Source organism: Flavobacterium sp. SLB02 (genome assembly GCF_009664855.1).
In the GTDB taxonomy this organism is placed as follows: Bacteria; Bacteroidota; Bacteroidia; order Flavobacteriales; family Flavobacteriaceae; genus Flavobacterium.
The window spans coordinates 5,770,182-5,787,777 of record NZ_CP045928.1 but is presented as its reverse complement, the minus strand read 5'-3'; the positions used below and the strand labels follow the sequence as shown (position 1 = coordinate 5,787,777).

Below are 17,596 nucleotides of genomic sequence, written 5' to 3'. Positions count from 1 at the left end.
AAAGCTAAAAAAAATTATGACTTTAACGATTTTTTATCCTCCTTCAAATCTTTAATCATTTTTTTCAGCTCTTTGATACGTTCCTCGTATTGCTCGATGATCTGATCTGACAATTGATCTGCATTATTAATAGAAGATATTCCCTTATTATTCAGATCTACTTTTAATAAGTCTTCAGGAGTGATCCCAAAAATTTTACAGATGGTTAAAATATGATTTGACCATGAACTGCTCTCGCCACTTTCCATCCTTGCATATGCTGATTGGGATATATGAAGACAGTCTGCCACTTCTTCTTGCGACATGTTTTTGTTCTTTCGAAGTATTTTAAGTTTATTACCTACAACAATATTCATATTTTATGGTATTTTTCCTTATAATCAAATAGAGGACGGTTTTATAAAAATATACTCACAAAAGATCAATTATTTTTAAATAAAAAAATATGTATAAATTACTTATTAAAATACCCGATAATCACATAATAAAAAACCTTACAAAACAGTAATTTAGACTTTCCAAAAAACAAGTACATATTACCTGAAATCAGGTAATATGTATTAAAAATTTAAACCCTAAAATCTAAAGAATATGAGTAATCCAACATTGTTTTTATGTCTTCTAATAATAATTATTGCGCTGGGCTATCGGTTTTCAAAAAAGCATCGTTAAAAATATATCTGCAAAATTGGTTAGTAGTAATAATTTTAAAGCGCTAAAAAATCATGGGGATTAACAATAAACCTGATCAGGAAAACCAAAACGAATGGAACAACGATCCCGATAACTGGATTTGGGGAATGTTTTATTATAATCCAAAAGACAATAGATTATTTCCTCCCAAAAAAATAAAAGAATTGGGCTGGACGATTAATTTTGCCAATCCAAATTCTGTTTTTATAGCCTTGATTATAATTGCAATTCTTCTTATTCTGGCAGAACACGCCAATAATTAAATTCAAAAAACCGGGTAATTACTCCTGATTAATATTCATTACAACATGAAATTCTTTATATTCAAATATAGCATGGCTATTGTAAGCTGTCTGTATTTAGCTTACTTTTTTTTTAGCCCGGATCATACCGGCAATATGATAAAAGCCGGAACCTCTATTGTATTAGCATTATTAATTTCTATCTCGATGTTCAGTCAGATAAAAAGCGGAAAATAGCTCAAAACACACACATTCAAACAACAAATTAGAGACCCGGAATTTCCCAATTATAAATACTACTTTTGATTTTTTAGAGTTAAAGTATTTATGTTGAAAAAATTACTGTTTTTAACGGTTTTTATCTGGTATTCCGGGCTTCAGGCACAGGAAACGGAATCATCGTACAAAACGAAAAAAGTAATTGTAAGCCGGGATACCATTCATCTTGAGCAATTCAGTATTAATTCGGGCTTTTTTGAAATTCTAAACACTAAAAATCAACCTATAGATAGTACTTTTTATAAAGTTAATTTTCAAAAAGGAACTTTGATTTTAAATGAAAAAGCAGGTTCAGTTTTGGATACTTTAGTTGTAAATTATTTAAAATATCCCGATTTCCTGACCAAAGAATACAGTCTTTACAAATCAGATCAGGTGGTAACCAATGATGTTGGTTCTGAGAGATTGTACCGAATTGATAATATCAGCACCAAAAAAGTCACTCCGTTTGATGGCTTAGTAACATCAGGAAGCATTACCCGCGGCGTTACGGTTGGAAATAATCAAAATACGGTTTTAAACTCTAATTTAGATCTTCAGATTACGGGAAAAATATCCGATAAAATTAGTCTTCGGGCGTCGCTGCAGGACAATAACATTCCGCTTCAGGATGGCGGCTATTCGCAAAAGCTGGATCAATTTGACAATATTTTTATCGAACTTTTTAGCGACGACTGGAACATTCGGGCCGGCGATGTTTTTTTAGAAAATAGAAAAACCCAATTTCTAAACTTTAATAAAAAAGTACAGGGACTTTCGACCAGTTTTAATTTTGGAGATGAAGAAAGCAAAACCAATATTTTTGCATCAGTCGCTTTTGTTAAAGGTCAATATGCTAAAAGCACTTTTACAGGGCAGGAAGGAAATCAGGGACCTTATAAATTAAAAGGGCAAAATGGCGAATTGTATGTTTTGGTAATTTCAGGATCAGAACGTGTTTATGTCAATGGTATTTTGCTAAAACGTGGCGAAAACAACGATTATGTTATTGATTATAATGCCGGAGAAATTACTTTTACTTCTCTTTTTACGATTACATCAGAAATGCGTATTAATGTAGAATATCAATATTCTGAAAGAAACTATAATCGTTTGGTTACTTACGCCGGTGCAACGCACGAAAATAAAAACTGGAGTTTTGCCGGTTATATTTATTCTGAAAATGACATGAAAAATCAGCCTTTGCAACAAAATCTTTCTACCGGGCAGGTTGAGATTTTAAGTCAGGCGGGTGATGATCCTAATTTAATGAAAGCGCCTTCTGCTTACGAAGATTCCTATGCAGATAATAAAATTTTATATAAAAAAATATTGGTCAATTCGGTAGAAGCATACGAATACTCAAATGATCCGAGCAATGTTTTATACAATGTAAAGTTTAGCCTTATGGGTAATAATCTCGGAAATTATATCATTCAAAACAACAACTCGGTAGAACGCATTTATCAATATGTTGCTCCGGTAAGCGGCGTTTTACAAGGAAATTACGAACCTATCGTACAATTAGTTGCTCCAATAAAATTGCAAGTGGCTACTTTTTTAGGAAAATACAATCCTGATGAAAAAACTCTTGTAGACTTTGAAATTGCCATAAGCAACAACGATAAAAATTTATTTTCGAAAATTGACGATGGAGACAATAGCGGAATTGCGCTTAAAACTAATATTAAAAAACGTCTTTTTACCCGCGAATGGACTTTAGATGCTTTTGCAAATTACCAGCTTGTTCAGGAAGATTTTAGATCTGTCGAGCGATTGTATAATATAGAATTCAACAGGGACTGGAACTTGAATGAAACACTTTATGGCAATCAGAGTTTATTGGTGACGGGATTCAATTTTGATTTATTTGCTAAAAAACAAACCTCAAATATTGGTCTGTTTACTTATCAGTTCGAAAAATTAGATTATACCGAAAGTTATTCCGGAGCAAGACATACCACGACTGCTTTATTCAAATTAAAGAACTGGACGATAGAAAATCAGGGGAGTTTTATGAAGAGTGATGCAACAAGTTCTACTTCAAAATTTATCAGAAATCAAACCAGAACCAAATATCATTTTGGCAAAAACTGGATTGGTGCCAGCATGCAACTTGAGGACAATCAGCAACGGGATAAAGTTAGCAGTCAGTTTTCGGCTTTAAGCCAAAGATTCACAGAATACGGAGCATTTATTGGGCGTGGTGACAGTACCAGAGTTTTTGTAGAATTAGGTTATTTGCAACGCCGAAACGATAGTTTGCAAAACGGATTCTTGCAGCACGTAAACAATTCGCAAACTTATTATTTGAAATCGAAATTGATCCAGAATAAAACAACAGATTTAGCCGTTTATGCCAGTTACCGTAATTTAGATTTCACCAATTCATCCCGAAAAAACGAACCATCCTTAAATTCAAGAATCCTTTACAACGATCGATTCTTTAACCAATTCATGCAAATTGGTACGGCTTACGAAACAAGCTCAGGGACCATTGCGCAGCAGGAATTTACGTATGTTGAAGTGCCAACGGGTCAGGGTGTTTATGCCTGGAACGACTATAATGGCAACGGAATTCAGGAATTGGAAGAGTTTGAGATTGCCGCGTTCCCAGATCAGGCCAAATATGTTCGAATCTTTCTGCCCAACCAGGTTTACATCAAAACCAATCAGAATAAATTTTCACAATCTGTTGCTCTTAATCCGCTGCAATGGCAAAACGAAACGGGTTTTAAAAAAATCGCTTCTTATTTTTACAATCAAACTTCCTTTATTATGGATCGAAAGGTAAAAAGCCAGGGCGAACGTTTAGAACTCAATCCGTTTGATTCATCTGAAGAAAACATACTAGGATTAAATTCGAGTTTTAGGAATAGTTTGTATTATAATCGCGGAAAGCAAAAGCATTCTGTAACCTATACCTACCTTATTAATAAAGGAAAAAATTTACTTTCGATAGGATCACAAAATGTTAGAAACAGTTCAAATCAATTGCAGTATACGCATTTGTATAAAAAAAGCTGGTTATTTAATTTCTTCACCAAAACGATTAGTACCAACCTGGTTTCTGAAGATTTTGTCGAAAAAAACTATGACCTAAAAGGTTATCAGGTCGCACCAAAAATTAGTTATTTGTTTTCTAAAAATACCAGTTTAGATTTCTTTTACGAATTTCAGAACAAAGAAAATCAAATTGGAGATTTAGAAACTCTTGTTCAAAACAGACTCGGAACTTCGTTTTCATTTGCTGGCGAGAAAAAAGTCACTCTGAATGGAGAGTTTTCTTTTTACCAGAATAAGTTTAACGGAAATGAATTTTCATCGGTAGGATTTCAGATGCTTGAAGGACTTCAGGAAGGGCAAAATTTAGTCTGGAAATTGCTTTTACAGAAGAACTTAACTCAGTTTCTGGATGTAAATTTAAACTATCAGGGAAGAAAAAGTGAGACGGGATCCGTTGTTCATAACGGCAACATACAGCTTCGCGCTTATTTTTAACACTTTACGAAAAACGTATTAATAAATTGATTAATTTTAATTTGAAATTTAAATACGTAACCCTATGAAAAAATTATTATTACTTTGTTTAATGGTGGTTTTATCTACCAATTTCTACGCTCAGGAAACTGCCACTAAAGCTGCTAAAAGCAAAACTGAAGCTACGGCTAAAAAAGCTAAATCTGAGGCAGACAAAGCAAAAGCCGATGCGAAAAAAGAAGCTGCAAAATCAAAAAAAGCAGCTAAAGATGCTACCGATGCTTCGGCAGCAGCCAAAAAAGAAAGTGCCGCAGCAACAAAAAAAGCAGCTGACAAAGAAGCCGCTAAAGCTAAAAGCGATGCTACAAAAGCCGCAAAAAAAGCAACTGCAGCAGGAGAAAGTGCTAAAGCCGATGCAAAAAAAGCTGAAACTAAAGCAACTGTAGCCAAGAAAGATGCCACGGCAACTAAAAAAACAGCTACTAAAACACTAAAAGAAACTACAGAGAAAGCTCCTAAAGTAGCTGATAAAGTTACAGGGGAATACAACGGGAAAAAAGTATATACGGGACCAAAAGGCGGCAAATACTACATTAATAAAAACGGAAACAAAACATACATTCAGGATTAGTTAAAGATACTGAGATACTAAGCTACTAAGCTACTAAGTTTCTAAGGCGCTAAGATTAATAAAAAACCGAACTATAGTTCGGTTTTTTTTATTTAACAAGCAAAAAACTTAGCATCTTAGAGGCTTAGAAACTTAGAAGCTTAAATCAGAGTTAATAATTTAGTAATATGTACGAAATAACATAAAAAGCTTATTTCTTTATCTTCGTTTTTAAAAAGCGTTAAACTATGAGCATTGACTATTCTGCGAACAAAACAATTTTAGTTGCTCCATTAAACTGGGGATTAGGCCATGCCACAAGATGTATCCCTATTATAAAAGCGCTTCAGGAAAAAAATTTCATCCCAATTATAGCTTCTGATGGGATTGCCTTGGCGTTATTACGCAAGGAGTTTCCATACATACAAACGCTTGAATTGCCTTCTTATCATATTGAATATGCTAAAAATGGCAAAAACTTTAAATGGAAATTGATCAAAAGCCTTCCTAAAATGATCGTTGCTATCCTGGACGAGAAAAAAATGGTCAACCGCTGGATCAAAAAACATGGAATTGACGGTATTATTTCGGATAATCGATTGGGAGTTTTCAGTAAAAAAATCCCATCTGTTTTTATGACCCATCAATTGAATGTGATGACAGGAAATACAACCTGGTTTACCAGTAAATGCCATCAATACATTATAAAAAAATATAACGAATGCTGGGTTCCTGATACTAATGAAAAGGTAAATTTAACCGGCGATTTAGGTCACCTTAAAACAAATCACCTTAACTTAAAATACATTGGTCCTTTGAGCCGAATGCGCAAAAAGGAAACACCAAAATTATATGATTTGATGGTGATTTTGTCCGGGCCTGAACCTCAGCGCACTTATTTGGACGAAAAATTACAAAAAGAAGTAGCTAATTACCAGGGTAAAGTAGTTTTTGTACAAGGTATTATTGATAAAACCCAAACCAAATGGCAGGTAGGAAATGTAACGTATTACAATTTCATGAACTCAAAACAACTGGAACAAACTTTTAACGAAAGTGATTTTGTTTTATGCCGTTCTGGTTATACTACCGTAATGGATTTGGCAAAATTGGGCAAGAAAGCTTTTTTTATTCCAACTCCGGGGCAATATGAGCAGGAATATCTGGCGATAAAACTTCAGGAAGAAAATCTGGTACCGTACGCATTACAAAACGACTTTACCATTGAAGATCTTTCAAAAGTAAAGTCGTTTAAAGGTTTAACTCAGTTCAACGAAGATATCGATTGGGATTCTTTGTTTACCGTTTTCGAAGATTAGTTTAGAAATTAAACTGCGCTTGCAAGCGTAATAAATTTCCTTGCTGACGGTTGATTGGCAGCACACTGTCTTCGAAAGTTCTATCAGCAATGACATATTCTGCTGTAAACTCAAAAGCTTTAATTGGCTGCCATTCTATACCAATTTCATAATCTCTAACGACATAACTTCTGGCGTCTTTTTCGTATTTTTTTCCTCCATCATAATATTGAAATTTGGCAAAAGGATATATGTGTTGCTTTTTGATATCTAATTTATAATTTAGTAAAACATAACCTCCGTTTAAGTCTGTTTCGTCAACAGCATTAGTTACCGTATTGTATCGCGGTCCTGTACCAATATTATATTCTGTCTGGATTCCGAAAGGTCTTGGATATAAAACAAAAGTCGCTCCTACCCTTTGATCCTTTACATATTGCGGATCATTTACTTTTACTCCCGGTGAAATTTCGCCGGTAAAAGCCCATTTTCCTGTATAAGCCTGAATTCCGGGTTCGATAATCTGACTGCCTATTACAAAAGGATACGTTGCTCTTGCGACAACATTCAAATCTCTGTTACCATCAAGTTTATTGGCAATTTGTCCGTTGTAAACTCCAAAGGCAAAAACACCATAATCGCCTGAACCTTTAAAACCGTCTTTTACCAACATGGCAAAACGCTCTCTGATTTCGGCTGGAGCCCAATAAAAGAATATTCCTAAATCACGTTCGTTTAATATCGCACTATTCATTGCATCATTACGGTCTAACGCTAAGCGTACAGAACTTGACTGCATGTTTTCGAAACCATACGGAATCTTACTTTGCCCAACACGAACGCGATATTCTCTTTTCTTATCAAAAGAAAGATCAAAATACAAATCACGAATCTGAACAAAATTCTGGATTCCCGTACTTGGCGAACTGGCAAAATCAGGCTGAAAATAAAAAAACACATTAGGATGTACTTGTCCTGAAAACACTAAACGTGCACGTCGAATAAATAATCCGTTGTTTGCTTTTGCATCCGGATCTGTTGATGTTGTTCCCCAGGATTTATCACACTGATCGCAGGAAACTTTATCATTTGTTGAGAAAAGACCATTGTAGCGTATTTGTGCATAACCTCTTAAAGAGATTCTGTCATACCAGTGTTCTTCAACTCCTCCGCCAGATTTAGTATCCGGAAGTTTCGCTTTGTTGATAGAATCTAAAATACGCATTACTTCGTTTTTTACATCCTGTTTATTCAAATCCTGAGCATTTGCTGCAAAATTTAACAGCAATAAAACGGCAACCAATTTTCTTTTTATCATCCTTTCTCTAATATCCCTTAATTTCAGGGTACAAAGATGTAGCATCAATGTTAAGAAATCATTAACAGGATGTTACTATAATAAAAATTTAATGTTACGAAGTTTTTCCGTAGTTTGATTAATTGTTAAAACGCCATGTTTTACAGCAGTTCGCCGCAATCAGCTTACAATTATTTAACTTCTGCTTTTATGGTTTTATGCGCTTTTTCAAGTGTAAAAGAAAACTCAGATCCAATACCAAATTCACTTTCTACATATACTTTCTCTTTATGAGCTTCGATAATATGTTTTACAATGGCCAATCCCAGACCAGAACCACCTTCTGAACGGGTTCCGCTTTTATCGACTCTGTAAAAACGTTCGAAAAGTCTTGGAATATTTTGTTTTTCAACACCTTCTCCGTTATCACTAATGCGGATTAAAACTTTTTTCTTGGTTAAGTTTACAACACCAACTTCTGTTAAACCTCCGTCTTTACCATACTTAATAGAATTAACAATCAGGTTCTCTAAAACTTGCTGAATCCTGTCCTGATCTCCACGAATGATAACCGACTGCACATTTTTACTTTCAAAAGCGAGTTTAATTTTCTTTTTGTCGGCTTTCATTTCCAACAAATCAAACACATTCTGAATCAGTTCGACAATATTAAAATCAGTCATATTCAAATCCAGGTCTCCTGATTCTAATTTGGTAATCATATCCAGATCTTCTACTATATATATAAGACGCTCCACTCCTTTTTCGGCACGTTTTAAATATTTTTTTCGAATGGTTTTATCATCCATTGCACCATCAAGCAAAGTCGAAACATAACCCTGAACGGTAAACAAAGGCGTTTTAAGTTCATGCGAAACGTTCCCTAAAAACTCCCTGCGATATTGTTCACGAATTTCAAGCATTTCGATTTCCAGCTTTTTATCGGTAGCAAACTTTTTCACTTCACGTGAAAGGGTTTCCATATCTGTAGTTATGGGCTGATTGATAAGTGTTGTTGATTCTAATAAGGAAACCTCATCGTAGATTTTTTTTACTCTTCGATAAATAAAGCGTTCTACACGATATTGTAACACCAGAAATGAGAAAATATAAATCGAAATAATAAAGATTGTCCCAAATGCAACCTGATGTTTCAGCTGATTTTTATAGAATAAATTCATCAGGATCAGCACAAATCCTGTCCCAAAAAGACTTATATATAATGCCGACTTTACAGCAAATTTGTATGTTTTTTTAAAATTAATTTTCATTTGAAACAGCTAGGCTTTTTAAATAATGAACCATTAAGAAATTAAGAAAAATTAAGTTTCTCTTGGGTTTAATGCATTTTTATAAAGAATTAATATTTGAACTCAAAAACCATATAAGAAATAGAAGATCACAGGAACTTCAATTTCTTATATGGTTTAAATTTATTATTATGTTTCTGTTTCAAACAATCAAAATCAGCTTAAGTCTTATTTAACTTAATCTCTTTATGGTTTAGAAACATTTTTAAAGATTTATTTAATGTTTAAAAATCAAATTTTAAACTTCAAATTTATAACCAACACCTTTGATGGTTTTAAAAAGGTCTTCTCCTATTTTTTCGCGTAGTTTTCTGATGTGAACATCTATTGTTCTTCCGCCCACTACAACTTCATTACCCCAAACTTTATCCAGGATTTCGTCTCTTTTAAAAACTTTCCCCGGTTTTGAAGCCAATAAATAAAATAATTCGAATTCTTTTCTTGGTAAAGCAATTTCTACATTGCCTTTTATGATCTTGTATTCCTCTCGGTTAATCTCGATTCCGCCTACATTTAAGGTATCGCTAACAACTTCTTGTTCTTTTAACCTTCTTAACAAAGCCTTTACTTTGCTTACCAATAATTTTGGTTTTATTGGTTTGGTGATATAGTCATCTGCACCTGCATCAAAACCAGCAACTTGTGAATAATCTTCGCTTCTGGCTGTTAAGAATGTTATGATAACATTATTTAATTCCGGGATTTTTCTGATGTGTTCGCAAGCTTCCATTCCATCCATTTCGGCCATCATTACATCCATAATAATTAGGTCCGGCAATTCTTTCTGAGCCTTTGCTATTGCTTCTTTTCCGTTTGAAGCAGTAACAATCTGGTAGCCTTCCTGAGCAAGGTTATAGCCAACGATTTCTAAGATATCTGGTTCATCGTCAACTAATAAAATCTTGGTTTGTGTTTTTTTCATAAATAGCAAAAATTGAGATTTTTACATCAAATTTTCTTGATTATACATTCGATGTTTTTTATTTCACAGCGTAAATATACTAACAAAATAACCGTTAAAAATTGCGGTTAACGGTAATTTAATCTGGTAACAATTTGATAATCTACAAGACACAAAAACATAACAAGTGCCTAACATGAACTTTACACAGCATTTCTTTCTTTGCACAAAAATAAATCAAACACAACACAAAAATGAAATTCAATTTAAAATTTCTATTTATCACATTCTTTATTTGTACGATTTCGATCGCTCAAAACAAAGGTACGATTTCTGGTGTATTAACCGACAAAGAAACCAACAATCAACCTTTACCTTTCGCAAATGTTTTAGTAAAAGGGACTAACACAAGCGCGAACACTGACATTGACGGAAAATATTCGTTAAGCGTAAATCCGGGAAATTATATTATTATTTTTAGTTTCGTTGGATATGAATCTGTAGAACAACCAGTAATTGTTAAAGCAAATGAGACTATTACTGTAAATCAGGTGCTTTCATCAGGAGGTTATACTCTAAAAGATGTCGTTGTAAAATCATCTGCGATAAACAAACAAAAAGAATCAGCTTTATTATTAGACCAAAAAAATGCAGTGTCTTTTAAAGCTGCAATTGGTGCTGAGGAAATTTCCAGAAAAGGAATCAATGATGTCGCTAATGCAGTAGCTAAAGTAAGTGGGGTTTCTAAAAATGACGACTCAGGAAATGTTTTCGTAAGAGGATTAGGGGATCGTTATAATGTTACTACTTTAAACGGGCTTCCATTACCATCAAATAATCCGGCAAACAAAAATATTCTTTTAGATATTTTTACAACAAATATTGTAGATAATATTGGAGTAAGCAAAACATTTGAGGCTCAAAATTATGCTGATTTTGGTGGAGCAAATATTGATATCACCGCAAAAAAATTCAGCGGAAAACCATTCGTAAGTTTTTCAATAGGATCAGGCGCTAACACAAACGTATTAGGCCAGGATCATTTCTATCTGCAAGACGGACCTAACTATACCGGATTCAAAAAAGTAGGCGTTCCTAATGCTCCACTTCAGCCATATAGCTATGCAACAAGCTGGGACAGACAGGAAAACAAAAATGTACTTAACGCTTTCTACACTGTATCTGCCGGCAAAAGATTTACTATAAATGATGAGAGTTCAATTGGCACTTTTGTTACTGGTTCATTTAGCGCAAAAAATAAATACACAGAAGGATACAGCAGAGGAGGAATTACGTCTGACGGAGATATTTTTTCTGACTTTATCAGAACGTCATACAAGCACAGTACTACTACAACCGTTATGGGTACTGCCGATTATAAAATCAACAACAAGAATTCGATCGTCTTTACTTCTTTATTCTTAAATTCAAGTGATCAGGATTACAGTGAGTACGAAGGAACAAACCAGAATTTTGACGGTGGTGGAGACGCGCTTCAACAAATTACAGGCTTCATAAAACGTGGGACTTTTGAAAGAACTCAATTAATTGTAAATCAATTAACAGGGAAAAACAAATTCAACGATCAGTGGAATTTAAACTGGGGAGTAGGATATAGTATGTCTAACAGTGCAATCCCGGATCGTATGCAAAACTCTTTTGTTTATGCTCCAAATGCTATAGATTATACATTCTTTACCAATTCAAACATAAACAACCACCGATTTTTTCAGGATTTAAAGGAAAATGAAATCGCTGCAAATATTGCATTATCGTATAATTTCAACAAAAAGACCGACGACACATACAGAGGAAAAATAACTATTGGATATTCAGGAAAGTTCAAGGATGTAGACTATAACATGGAACAATATTCATTCTTTCCGAACAGATCTACAATTTCTTTTCCTAAAGAAGACATACACCATGTAGATAATTATTTAGATCCTGCACATTGGGGTTCATCATACTCAAACAGAATTAACCAGTTGTATAATGGAAATTTAGATATTAATGCTGGATTTGTTAATGTTCAATACTCATTAACTGAGAGATTGAGCGTGATATTAGGTGCGAGAGTGGAACAATTAACTCAAAATGTTTTCTACATCACAACTACAGTTCCTGGTGGCGATAGTTCTAATGATTCAAAGTTTAACATCTTACCAAGTTTAATTTCGAAGTATACTTTGAATGAAAAGCAAAATTTAAAATTCTCAGCAAGTAAAACATATACTCTTCCTCAGTTTAAAGAAAAAGTGCCAATTATTTATGAAGATGTTGCACAAGCATACGAAGGAAACCCTAATTTATATGCTTCAACAAATTACAACTTCGATTTAGGATGGGAATATTTCCCGAAAGCAGGGGAGTTAATTTCTGTAACTGCATTTGGAAAAATTATTCAAAACCCAATCAACGAGATGTTCCTTAATTCTTCTTCAAATGACATTTCTTATGCAAATACAGGAGATAAGGGAACTGTAGCTGGGGTTGAAGTAGAATTTAGAAAAGACATTTTTGAAATTGAAAACAACAACAATCTAAAGACAAAACTTTCTTTTGATGCAAACGGATCATATTTATACACAAACCAAGATCTAAGCAACGATAAAGTAAACGACGAAAATGATTTTGGAGCAAACTTTACATTTACAGAAAGTAAATTAACAGGGGCTTCCAATTTCCTTGCCAACGCTAACTTATCATTTTTAAATGAATTCAGAGAAGGACAGGATTTCAGTGCAACAATATCTTATTCTTATTTTTCAGATAAATTAGCTGTTATTGGAACCTCAAGAGTTGGAAACTTGGTTGATAAAGCGGTAAATAAATTAGACTTTATTGCTAATACAAGTTTGACTAAAAACTTAAAATTAGGCGTTATTTACAATAACATCCTGAATCCAACTTTCAAACGTGTACAAGAACAAGGAAAAGTACCAGGTAAAGAATCTGTTGGTGATATTACTGCGGTTTCGTACAAAGCAGGTTCAGATTTCAGAATTACTTTAAACTACACATTCTAAAAGTAAAACCATAAAAGCACAAAAGGTGATTAGTATTAACTAATCACCTTTTTTATTTTTAACAACTCAATGTAAATTTTACATTAAGCGGATTATTTTTTACACGACATACTTAATATATTGTTAATACGGCCTTAACTCAGCAAAAACATATGTTCGTTTACTTTGCCATAAATAAATAAAACAATAAAAAACACAACACAATGAAAAAATCATTATTTGCAATGGCTGCAATATTAGGACTTGCCTTAACAAGCTGTAGTTCTGACGACAATAACAAAAGCGACGATAACAAAAGCACTTTTGTTGTAAAAGTTGACGATTTAAAAGGAGAAATTACTAATGGAACTGTAACTTTAGATCCTACTCAAACTTACACTTTAACTGGAGGATTAGTTGTTAAAGGCGGAGCAAGCTTAGTTATTCCTGCCGGAACAGTAATTAAAACTTCTCCTTCTGCACAAGCTACTTCTTTATTTATTGCTGTAGAAAGAAATGCAAAAATCCACATTAACGGTACTGCTGCTAAACCAGTAGTTATGACATCTGGAAAAGCAACTCCTGCTCAAAGTGACTGGGGTGGTTTGATTATCGCTGGTAATGGTAAAGTAAACACTGGAGACAATGGTACTTCTGAAGTAGGTGCTTTAAGCTATGGTGGTAATGATAATACAGATTCTTCTGGAAACATTAACTTCTTAAGAATTTCTTACACAGGTTCTAAATATACTGCTGATAAAGAATACAATGGAGTTTCTTTCTTCGGAGTAGGTTCAGGAACGGTAGTATCTGATATCTATGCTTTCGAAAGTGGTGATGACGGAATTGAGTTCTTCGGAGGAGCAGTAAATGCTTCTAACTTAGTGATCATAAACTCTTATGATGATTCATTAGATTTTGCTGACGGATGGCAAGGTACTGTTACAAACGTTTACATTAAAGGTGTTACTAAAGCTGGTGTTGAAGGATCTAACAACTTAAAAGACCCAAGTACAGCTGTTCCAATGACTAACGGTAAAATTACTAACATCTCTATCATCAAAGGTGATGCTGCATTTTTAGCTGACGAAAAAGCAATCAATTACAAAGAAGGTGGTGGAAAACAAACTTACACAAATTTATATGTTGCTGACGGAATGCCTAAAGACCTTGCAAAATTATCTACAGATGCTGGTGCAGTTGCAAATATCGCTGCTGGAAACTTCACTATCACAAACTATACTTTTGGAGCTTCTGTAACTGCTTTTGATGGTCCTAAATTATCAGGAACAACTACTGGTGCAACTGGTGCTGGTGCTGGTGCTGAATTACCATCTTGGGCTAGCTGGACTAAGTAATTACATAAAGTTGTAGAAAAAACGCAATCACCTATTGATCAGTAGATTTCTAATAACTTCGAAATAAATTGTTAAAAACATCCTAAAAATTTAGGATGTTTTTTTTTGGCGTGCTTTTTGTAATTTTTTTTTGTATATTTACGGTAATCAAAAAAATGCGATGGCAAAAAACTACTTTTATATTACATTCTTATTGGCTTTTTTCTTTACTATAAGTGTCTCGGCACAAGATAGTAAGCAATTACCAAAACCTCAAAGTGCAAGCAACATTGAGGGTTTAAGCTTGTACCCTAATCCCGTTAATAACGGAAAAGTATATATCTCTTCTAAAAATGATTTAGAAAAGGAGATTATAATTTTTGACGTTTTAGGTAAAAAAGTCCTTCAGGCACATTTAAGCTCAAAAGAATTAAATGTCTCAGAGCTTGTTCCAGGTGTTTATATCATCAAAATAAGCGAAGAAAATGCTTCTGCAACAAGAAAGCTCATCATTCGATAAATTATAAAAAAAGCTCCTTTTTCAGGAGCTTTTTTAGTTTTCAGTCACAGTCACAGTTTTCAGGCTCACAGAAAACCGAAAACTGCCGCTGAAAAACTGCTACTAAAAACTAAAAACAATATCTTTGCACAAAAAAAGTTTTGATTATAGCCAACGATATGTTTACGATTTCGAGTCAGAAACAATTTGAAAAGATAGCTTTAAAAGTATTTCGTTTTCAACATGAAAACAACGTTGTATATCGTGATTTCTGCGATTTCCTGAAAGTCAATCCACAACAGGTAAAATCGCTGGAGCAAATTCCATTTTTACCCATTCAGTTTTTCAAAAGCCATGATGTAGTTTCTACTAACGATCCGGCTCAGGTTACTTTTACCAGCAGCGGAACAACCGGAATGATTACAAGCCGACATATAGTGACCAATGTTTCCCTATATGAGGAAAGTTACCGCAATGGATTTTCGCAGTTTTACGGCAATATCGAAGATTACGTTGTTTTAGCCCTTTTACCGTCTTATCTCGAACGCGACGGCTCTTCGTTAATTTATATGGTCGAAGACCTTATAAAACTATCCAATCAGCCTGAAAGCGGGTTTTATTTACACAATCACGACGACTTGATAAAAAAACTAACTGCTCTTGACGAATCAGGTCAAAATGTTATTTTAATTGGCGTTACTTATGCCTTATTGGATTTAATTGAAAAACATCAATTCAACCTTCAGAACACCATCATTATGGAAACCGGAGGAATGAAAGGCAGACGTAAAGAAATGATTCGCGAAGAATTGCACGAGATTCTTTGCAAAGGTTTTGGTGTTTCGGCAATTCATTCAGAATACGGTATGACCGAACTTTTAGGACAAGCCTATTCTCTGGGCGAAGGTGTATTTGAATGTCCGTCATGGATGCACATTTTAGTTCGTGATCCCGAAGATGCTCTCACTTACGTGAAAGATGGAAAAACAGGTGGAATAAACGTTATTGATTTAGCCAACATCAACTCTTGCTCTTTTATAGCTACGCAGGATTTGGGCAAAAAAAATCCCAACAACTCTTTCGAGGTATTGGGACGTTTTGATAATTCTGATATTCGTGGTTGTAATTTGATGATGCTTTAGCGTTTAATCGTGGATTTGCTAAATCGTTTAATCGTTTTGCACTCGATTAAACAGTTAACCAATTAAACAGTTAAACCTTTTAAACCACTCTAATCACAAAATAATTCTTCTTCCCACTTTGTAACAACACAAACTGATTGTTAATCAAATCATTTGCAGTCAATACAAAATCTTCTTTTATTTTTTCTCTGTTTACCGAGATTGAGTTAGCTGTTAATGCACGTCTCGCCTCTCCGTTTGACTTAAAGAAACCTGTTTTTTCATTTAAAACCGAAATAATATCCAATCCATTTTCTAAATCTGCTTTTGCGATTTCGGCTTGAGGAACTCCGTCAAAAACTTCTAAAAAAGTAGTTTCATCTAATTTCTTCAAATCATCTGCAGTAGAATTTCCAAACAAAATATTCGAAGCCTGGATTGCTTTTTCTAATTCTTCTTCAGAGTGAACAAAAATCGTGATTTCTTCAGCCAGTTTCTTTTGTAATACTCTTAAATGCGGAGCCGTTTTGTGCTCTTCGATCAAAGCATCAATCGTTTCTTTATCTAAGAAAGTAAAGATTTTAATGTATTTCTCAGCATCAACATCAGTTGAATTTACCCAAAATTGGTAAAATTTATATACCGAAGTTTTATCAGCATCCAGCCAAACATTTCCACCTTCAGATTTCCCGAATTTAGAACCGTCTGCTTTTGTAATTAATGGCGTTGTCAAAGCAAAAGCTTTTGCATTCTCTCCGCCCATTCTGCGCACTAATTCTGTACCTGTGGTAATATTACCCCATTGGTCAGAACCGCCCATTTGCAAAACGCAATTATTGTTTTTATATAAATGATAAAAATCGTATCCCTGAATTAATTGATAAGTAAACTCTGTAAAAGACATTCCTTCGCCTTCTCCGGCAAATCTCTTTTTTACCGAATCCTTCGCCATCATATAATTTACCGTGATACGTTTTCCAACTTCACGTGCAAAATCAATAAACGAGAATTCTTTCATCCAGTCATAGTTGTTTACCATAACCGGAGCATTTGCTTCTTTTGAATTAAAGTCTAAGAAACGAGACAAAACACTTTTTATTCCCGCAACATTTTTAGCCAAAGTTTCTTCGTTCAACAAATTTCTTTCGTCAGATTTTCCAGATGGATCACCAATCATTCCGGTTGCACCACCTACCAGGGCGATAGCTTTATGACCGGTCCTATTTAAGTGAACCAATAAAATAATCTGAACCATACTACCAATATGTAGCGAATCTGCCGTTGGATCAAAACCTATATATGCCGTTGTTACCTCTTTAAGCAATTGTTCTTCCGTTCCTGGCATGCTATCATGATATAACCCTCGCCACTTTAATTCTTCAACTAGATTCTTCATTTTTAAAATAATTTGTGCAAATGTAATCAATGTCAATATCAAAATCAAAAAGCAATGCCACAAAGACGTTAAGACTCAAAGGAAATAATAAAAAAACAGAGATCACCTTCTTTCAATTAAAGCAAATAACAATTATAAGCTTTGTG

The 17,596-nt window shown here is 34.1% G+C and carries 14 protein-coding genes; 9 read left to right on the top strand and 5 right to left on the bottom strand.

The window, feature by feature from the left end; all coding sequences use genetic code 11:
* Positions 1-14: 14 nt before the first annotated feature.
* Positions 15-305: a helix-turn-helix domain-containing protein gene (locus GIY83_RS22090; protein ID WP_229029153.1), complete on the bottom strand. Its 291-nt coding sequence runs from the start codon at positions 303-305 to the stop codon at positions 15-17.
* 420 nt (positions 306-725) lie between these two features.
* On the opposite strand from GIY83_RS22090, the gene GIY83_RS22085 reads away from it, so the two are divergent.
* The 5 genes from GIY83_RS22085 to GIY83_RS22065 all read left to right on the top strand — a co-directional run bounded on the left by GIY83_RS22085 (position 726) and on the right by GIY83_RS22065 (position 6,602).
* Positions 726-956, top strand: a complete 231-nt coding sequence (locus GIY83_RS22085) for a DUF5808 domain-containing protein (protein WP_194617755.1) — start codon at positions 726-728, stop codon at positions 954-956.
* A 45-nt stretch (positions 957-1,001) separates the two neighbouring features.
* A complete protein-coding gene (locus GIY83_RS22080) occupies positions 1,002-1,172 on the top strand; it encodes a hypothetical protein (RefSeq protein WP_194617754.1) in 171 nt (56 codons plus the stop codon).
* Positions 1,173-1,262: 90 nt separating this feature from the next.
* Positions 1,263-4,694: a hypothetical protein gene (locus tag GIY83_RS22075; protein ID WP_208683474.1), complete on the top strand. Its 3,432-nt coding sequence runs from the start codon at positions 1,263-1,265 to the stop codon at positions 4,692-4,694.
* 64 nt (positions 4,695-4,758) lie between these two features.
* Positions 4,759-5,304, top strand: a complete 546-nt coding sequence (locus tag GIY83_RS22070) for a hypothetical protein (RefSeq protein ID WP_194617752.1) — start codon at positions 4,759-4,761, stop codon at positions 5,302-5,304.
* Positions 5,305-5,531: 227 nt separating this feature from the next.
* The gene (locus GIY83_RS22065) at positions 5,532-6,602 is read left to right on the top strand and encodes a glycosyltransferase (RefSeq protein WP_194617751.1); all 1,071 of its coding nucleotides are present in this window, start codon (positions 5,532-5,534) and stop codon (positions 6,600-6,602) included.
* 1 nt (position 6,603) lies between these two features.
* Here the strand turns inward: GIY83_RS22065 and GIY83_RS22060 are convergent, their stop codons facing one another.
* From GIY83_RS22060 to GIY83_RS22050, 3 genes are all read right to left on the bottom strand, one after another.
* On the bottom strand, positions 6,604-7,899 hold the full coding sequence (locus GIY83_RS22060) for a porin (RefSeq protein ID WP_194617750.1): 1,296 nt from the start codon (positions 7,897-7,899) through the stop codon (positions 6,604-6,606).
* 170 nt (positions 7,900-8,069) lie between these two features.
* On the bottom strand, positions 8,070-9,149 hold the full coding sequence (locus tag GIY83_RS22055) for a cell wall metabolism sensor histidine kinase WalK (protein ID WP_194617749.1): 1,080 nt from the start codon (positions 9,147-9,149) through the stop codon (positions 8,070-8,072).
* Positions 9,150-9,426: 277 nt separating this feature from the next.
* Positions 9,427-10,110, bottom strand: coding sequence for a response regulator transcription factor (locus tag GIY83_RS22050; protein WP_041518469.1), 684 nt, complete (start codon positions 10,108-10,110; stop codon positions 9,427-9,429).
* A gap of 233 nt (positions 10,111-10,343) precedes the next feature.
* Here GIY83_RS22050 and GIY83_RS22045 point away from each other — a divergent pair, with 233 nt between their 5' ends.
* From GIY83_RS22045 to GIY83_RS22030, 4 genes are all read left to right on the top strand, one after another.
* Positions 10,344-13,118 (top strand): TonB-dependent receptor, encoded by a 2,775-nt coding sequence (locus GIY83_RS22045; RefSeq protein ID WP_194617748.1) that lies wholly within the window; start codon positions 10,344-10,346, stop codon positions 13,116-13,118.
* A 203-nt stretch (positions 13,119-13,321) separates the two neighbouring features.
* Positions 13,322-14,455 carry a hypothetical protein gene (locus GIY83_RS22040; RefSeq protein ID WP_194617747.1) on the top strand — a complete coding sequence of 378 codons (1,134 nt, stop codon included), beginning with the start codon at positions 13,322-13,324 and terminating at the stop codon, positions 14,453-14,455.
* A 160-nt stretch (positions 14,456-14,615) separates the two neighbouring features.
* Positions 14,616-14,954, top strand: coding sequence for a T9SS type A sorting domain-containing protein (locus tag GIY83_RS22035; RefSeq protein WP_194617746.1), 339 nt, complete (start codon positions 14,616-14,618; stop codon positions 14,952-14,954).
* A 140-nt stretch (positions 14,955-15,094) separates the two neighbouring features.
* Positions 15,095-16,075, top strand: a complete 981-nt coding sequence (locus GIY83_RS22030; RefSeq protein WP_194617745.1) for an acyl transferase — start codon at positions 15,095-15,097, stop codon at positions 16,073-16,075.
* Positions 16,076-16,154: 79 nt separating this feature from the next.
* Here the strand turns inward: GIY83_RS22030 and tyrS are convergent, their stop codons facing one another.
* On the bottom strand, positions 16,155-17,450 hold the full coding sequence (gene tyrS, locus GIY83_RS22025; RefSeq protein WP_194617744.1) for a tyrosine--tRNA ligase: 1,296 nt from the start codon (positions 17,448-17,450) through the stop codon (positions 16,155-16,157).
* Between the last annotated feature and the right edge of the window lie 146 nt (positions 17,451-17,596).

What these genes read in the sequence shown, in the direction of transcription:
- GIY83_RS22075 (WP_208683474.1), top strand. Translation starts at nt 1,263, where the DNA reads ATGTTGAAAAAATTACTGTTTTTAACGGTTTTTATCTGGTATTCCGGG.
- GIY83_RS22040 (WP_194617747.1), top strand. Translation starts at nt 13,322, where the DNA reads ATGAAAAAATCATTATTTGCAATGGCTGCAATATTAGGACTTGCCTTA.
- GIY83_RS22065 (WP_194617751.1), top strand. Translation starts at nt 5,532, where the DNA reads ATGAGCATTGACTATTCTGCGAACAAAACAATTTTAGTTGCTCCATTA.
- GIY83_RS22050 (WP_041518469.1), bottom strand. Translation starts at nt 10,110, where the DNA reads ATGAAAAAAACACAAACCAAGATTTTATTAGTTGACGATGAACCAGAT.
- GIY83_RS22070 (WP_194617752.1), top strand. Translation starts at nt 4,759, where the DNA reads ATGAAAAAATTATTATTACTTTGTTTAATGGTGGTTTTATCTACCAAT.
- GIY83_RS22080 (WP_194617754.1), top strand. Translation starts at nt 1,002, where the DNA reads ATGAAATTCTTTATATTCAAATATAGCATGGCTATTGTAAGCTGTCTG.
- GIY83_RS22090 (WP_229029153.1), bottom strand. Translation starts at nt 305, where the DNA reads ATGTCGCAAGAAGAAGTGGCAGACTGTCTTCATATATCCCAATCAGCA.
- GIY83_RS22055 (WP_194617749.1), bottom strand. Translation starts at nt 9,149, where the DNA reads ATGAAAATTAATTTTAAAAAAACATACAAATTTGCTGTAAAGTCGGCA.
- tyrS (WP_194617744.1), bottom strand. Translation starts at nt 17,450, where the DNA reads ATGAAGAATCTAGTTGAAGAATTAAAGTGGCGAGGGTTATATCATGAT.
- GIY83_RS22060 (WP_194617750.1), bottom strand. Translation starts at nt 7,899, where the DNA reads ATGATAAAAAGAAAATTGGTTGCCGTTTTATTGCTGTTAAATTTTGCA.
- GIY83_RS22085 (WP_194617755.1), top strand. Translation starts at nt 726, where the DNA reads ATGGGGATTAACAATAAACCTGATCAGGAAAACCAAAACGAATGGAAC.
- GIY83_RS22045 (WP_194617748.1), top strand. Translation starts at nt 10,344, where the DNA reads ATGAAATTCAATTTAAAATTTCTATTTATCACATTCTTTATTTGTACG.
- GIY83_RS22035 (WP_194617746.1), top strand. Translation starts at nt 14,616, where the DNA reads ATGGCAAAAAACTACTTTTATATTACATTCTTATTGGCTTTTTTCTTT.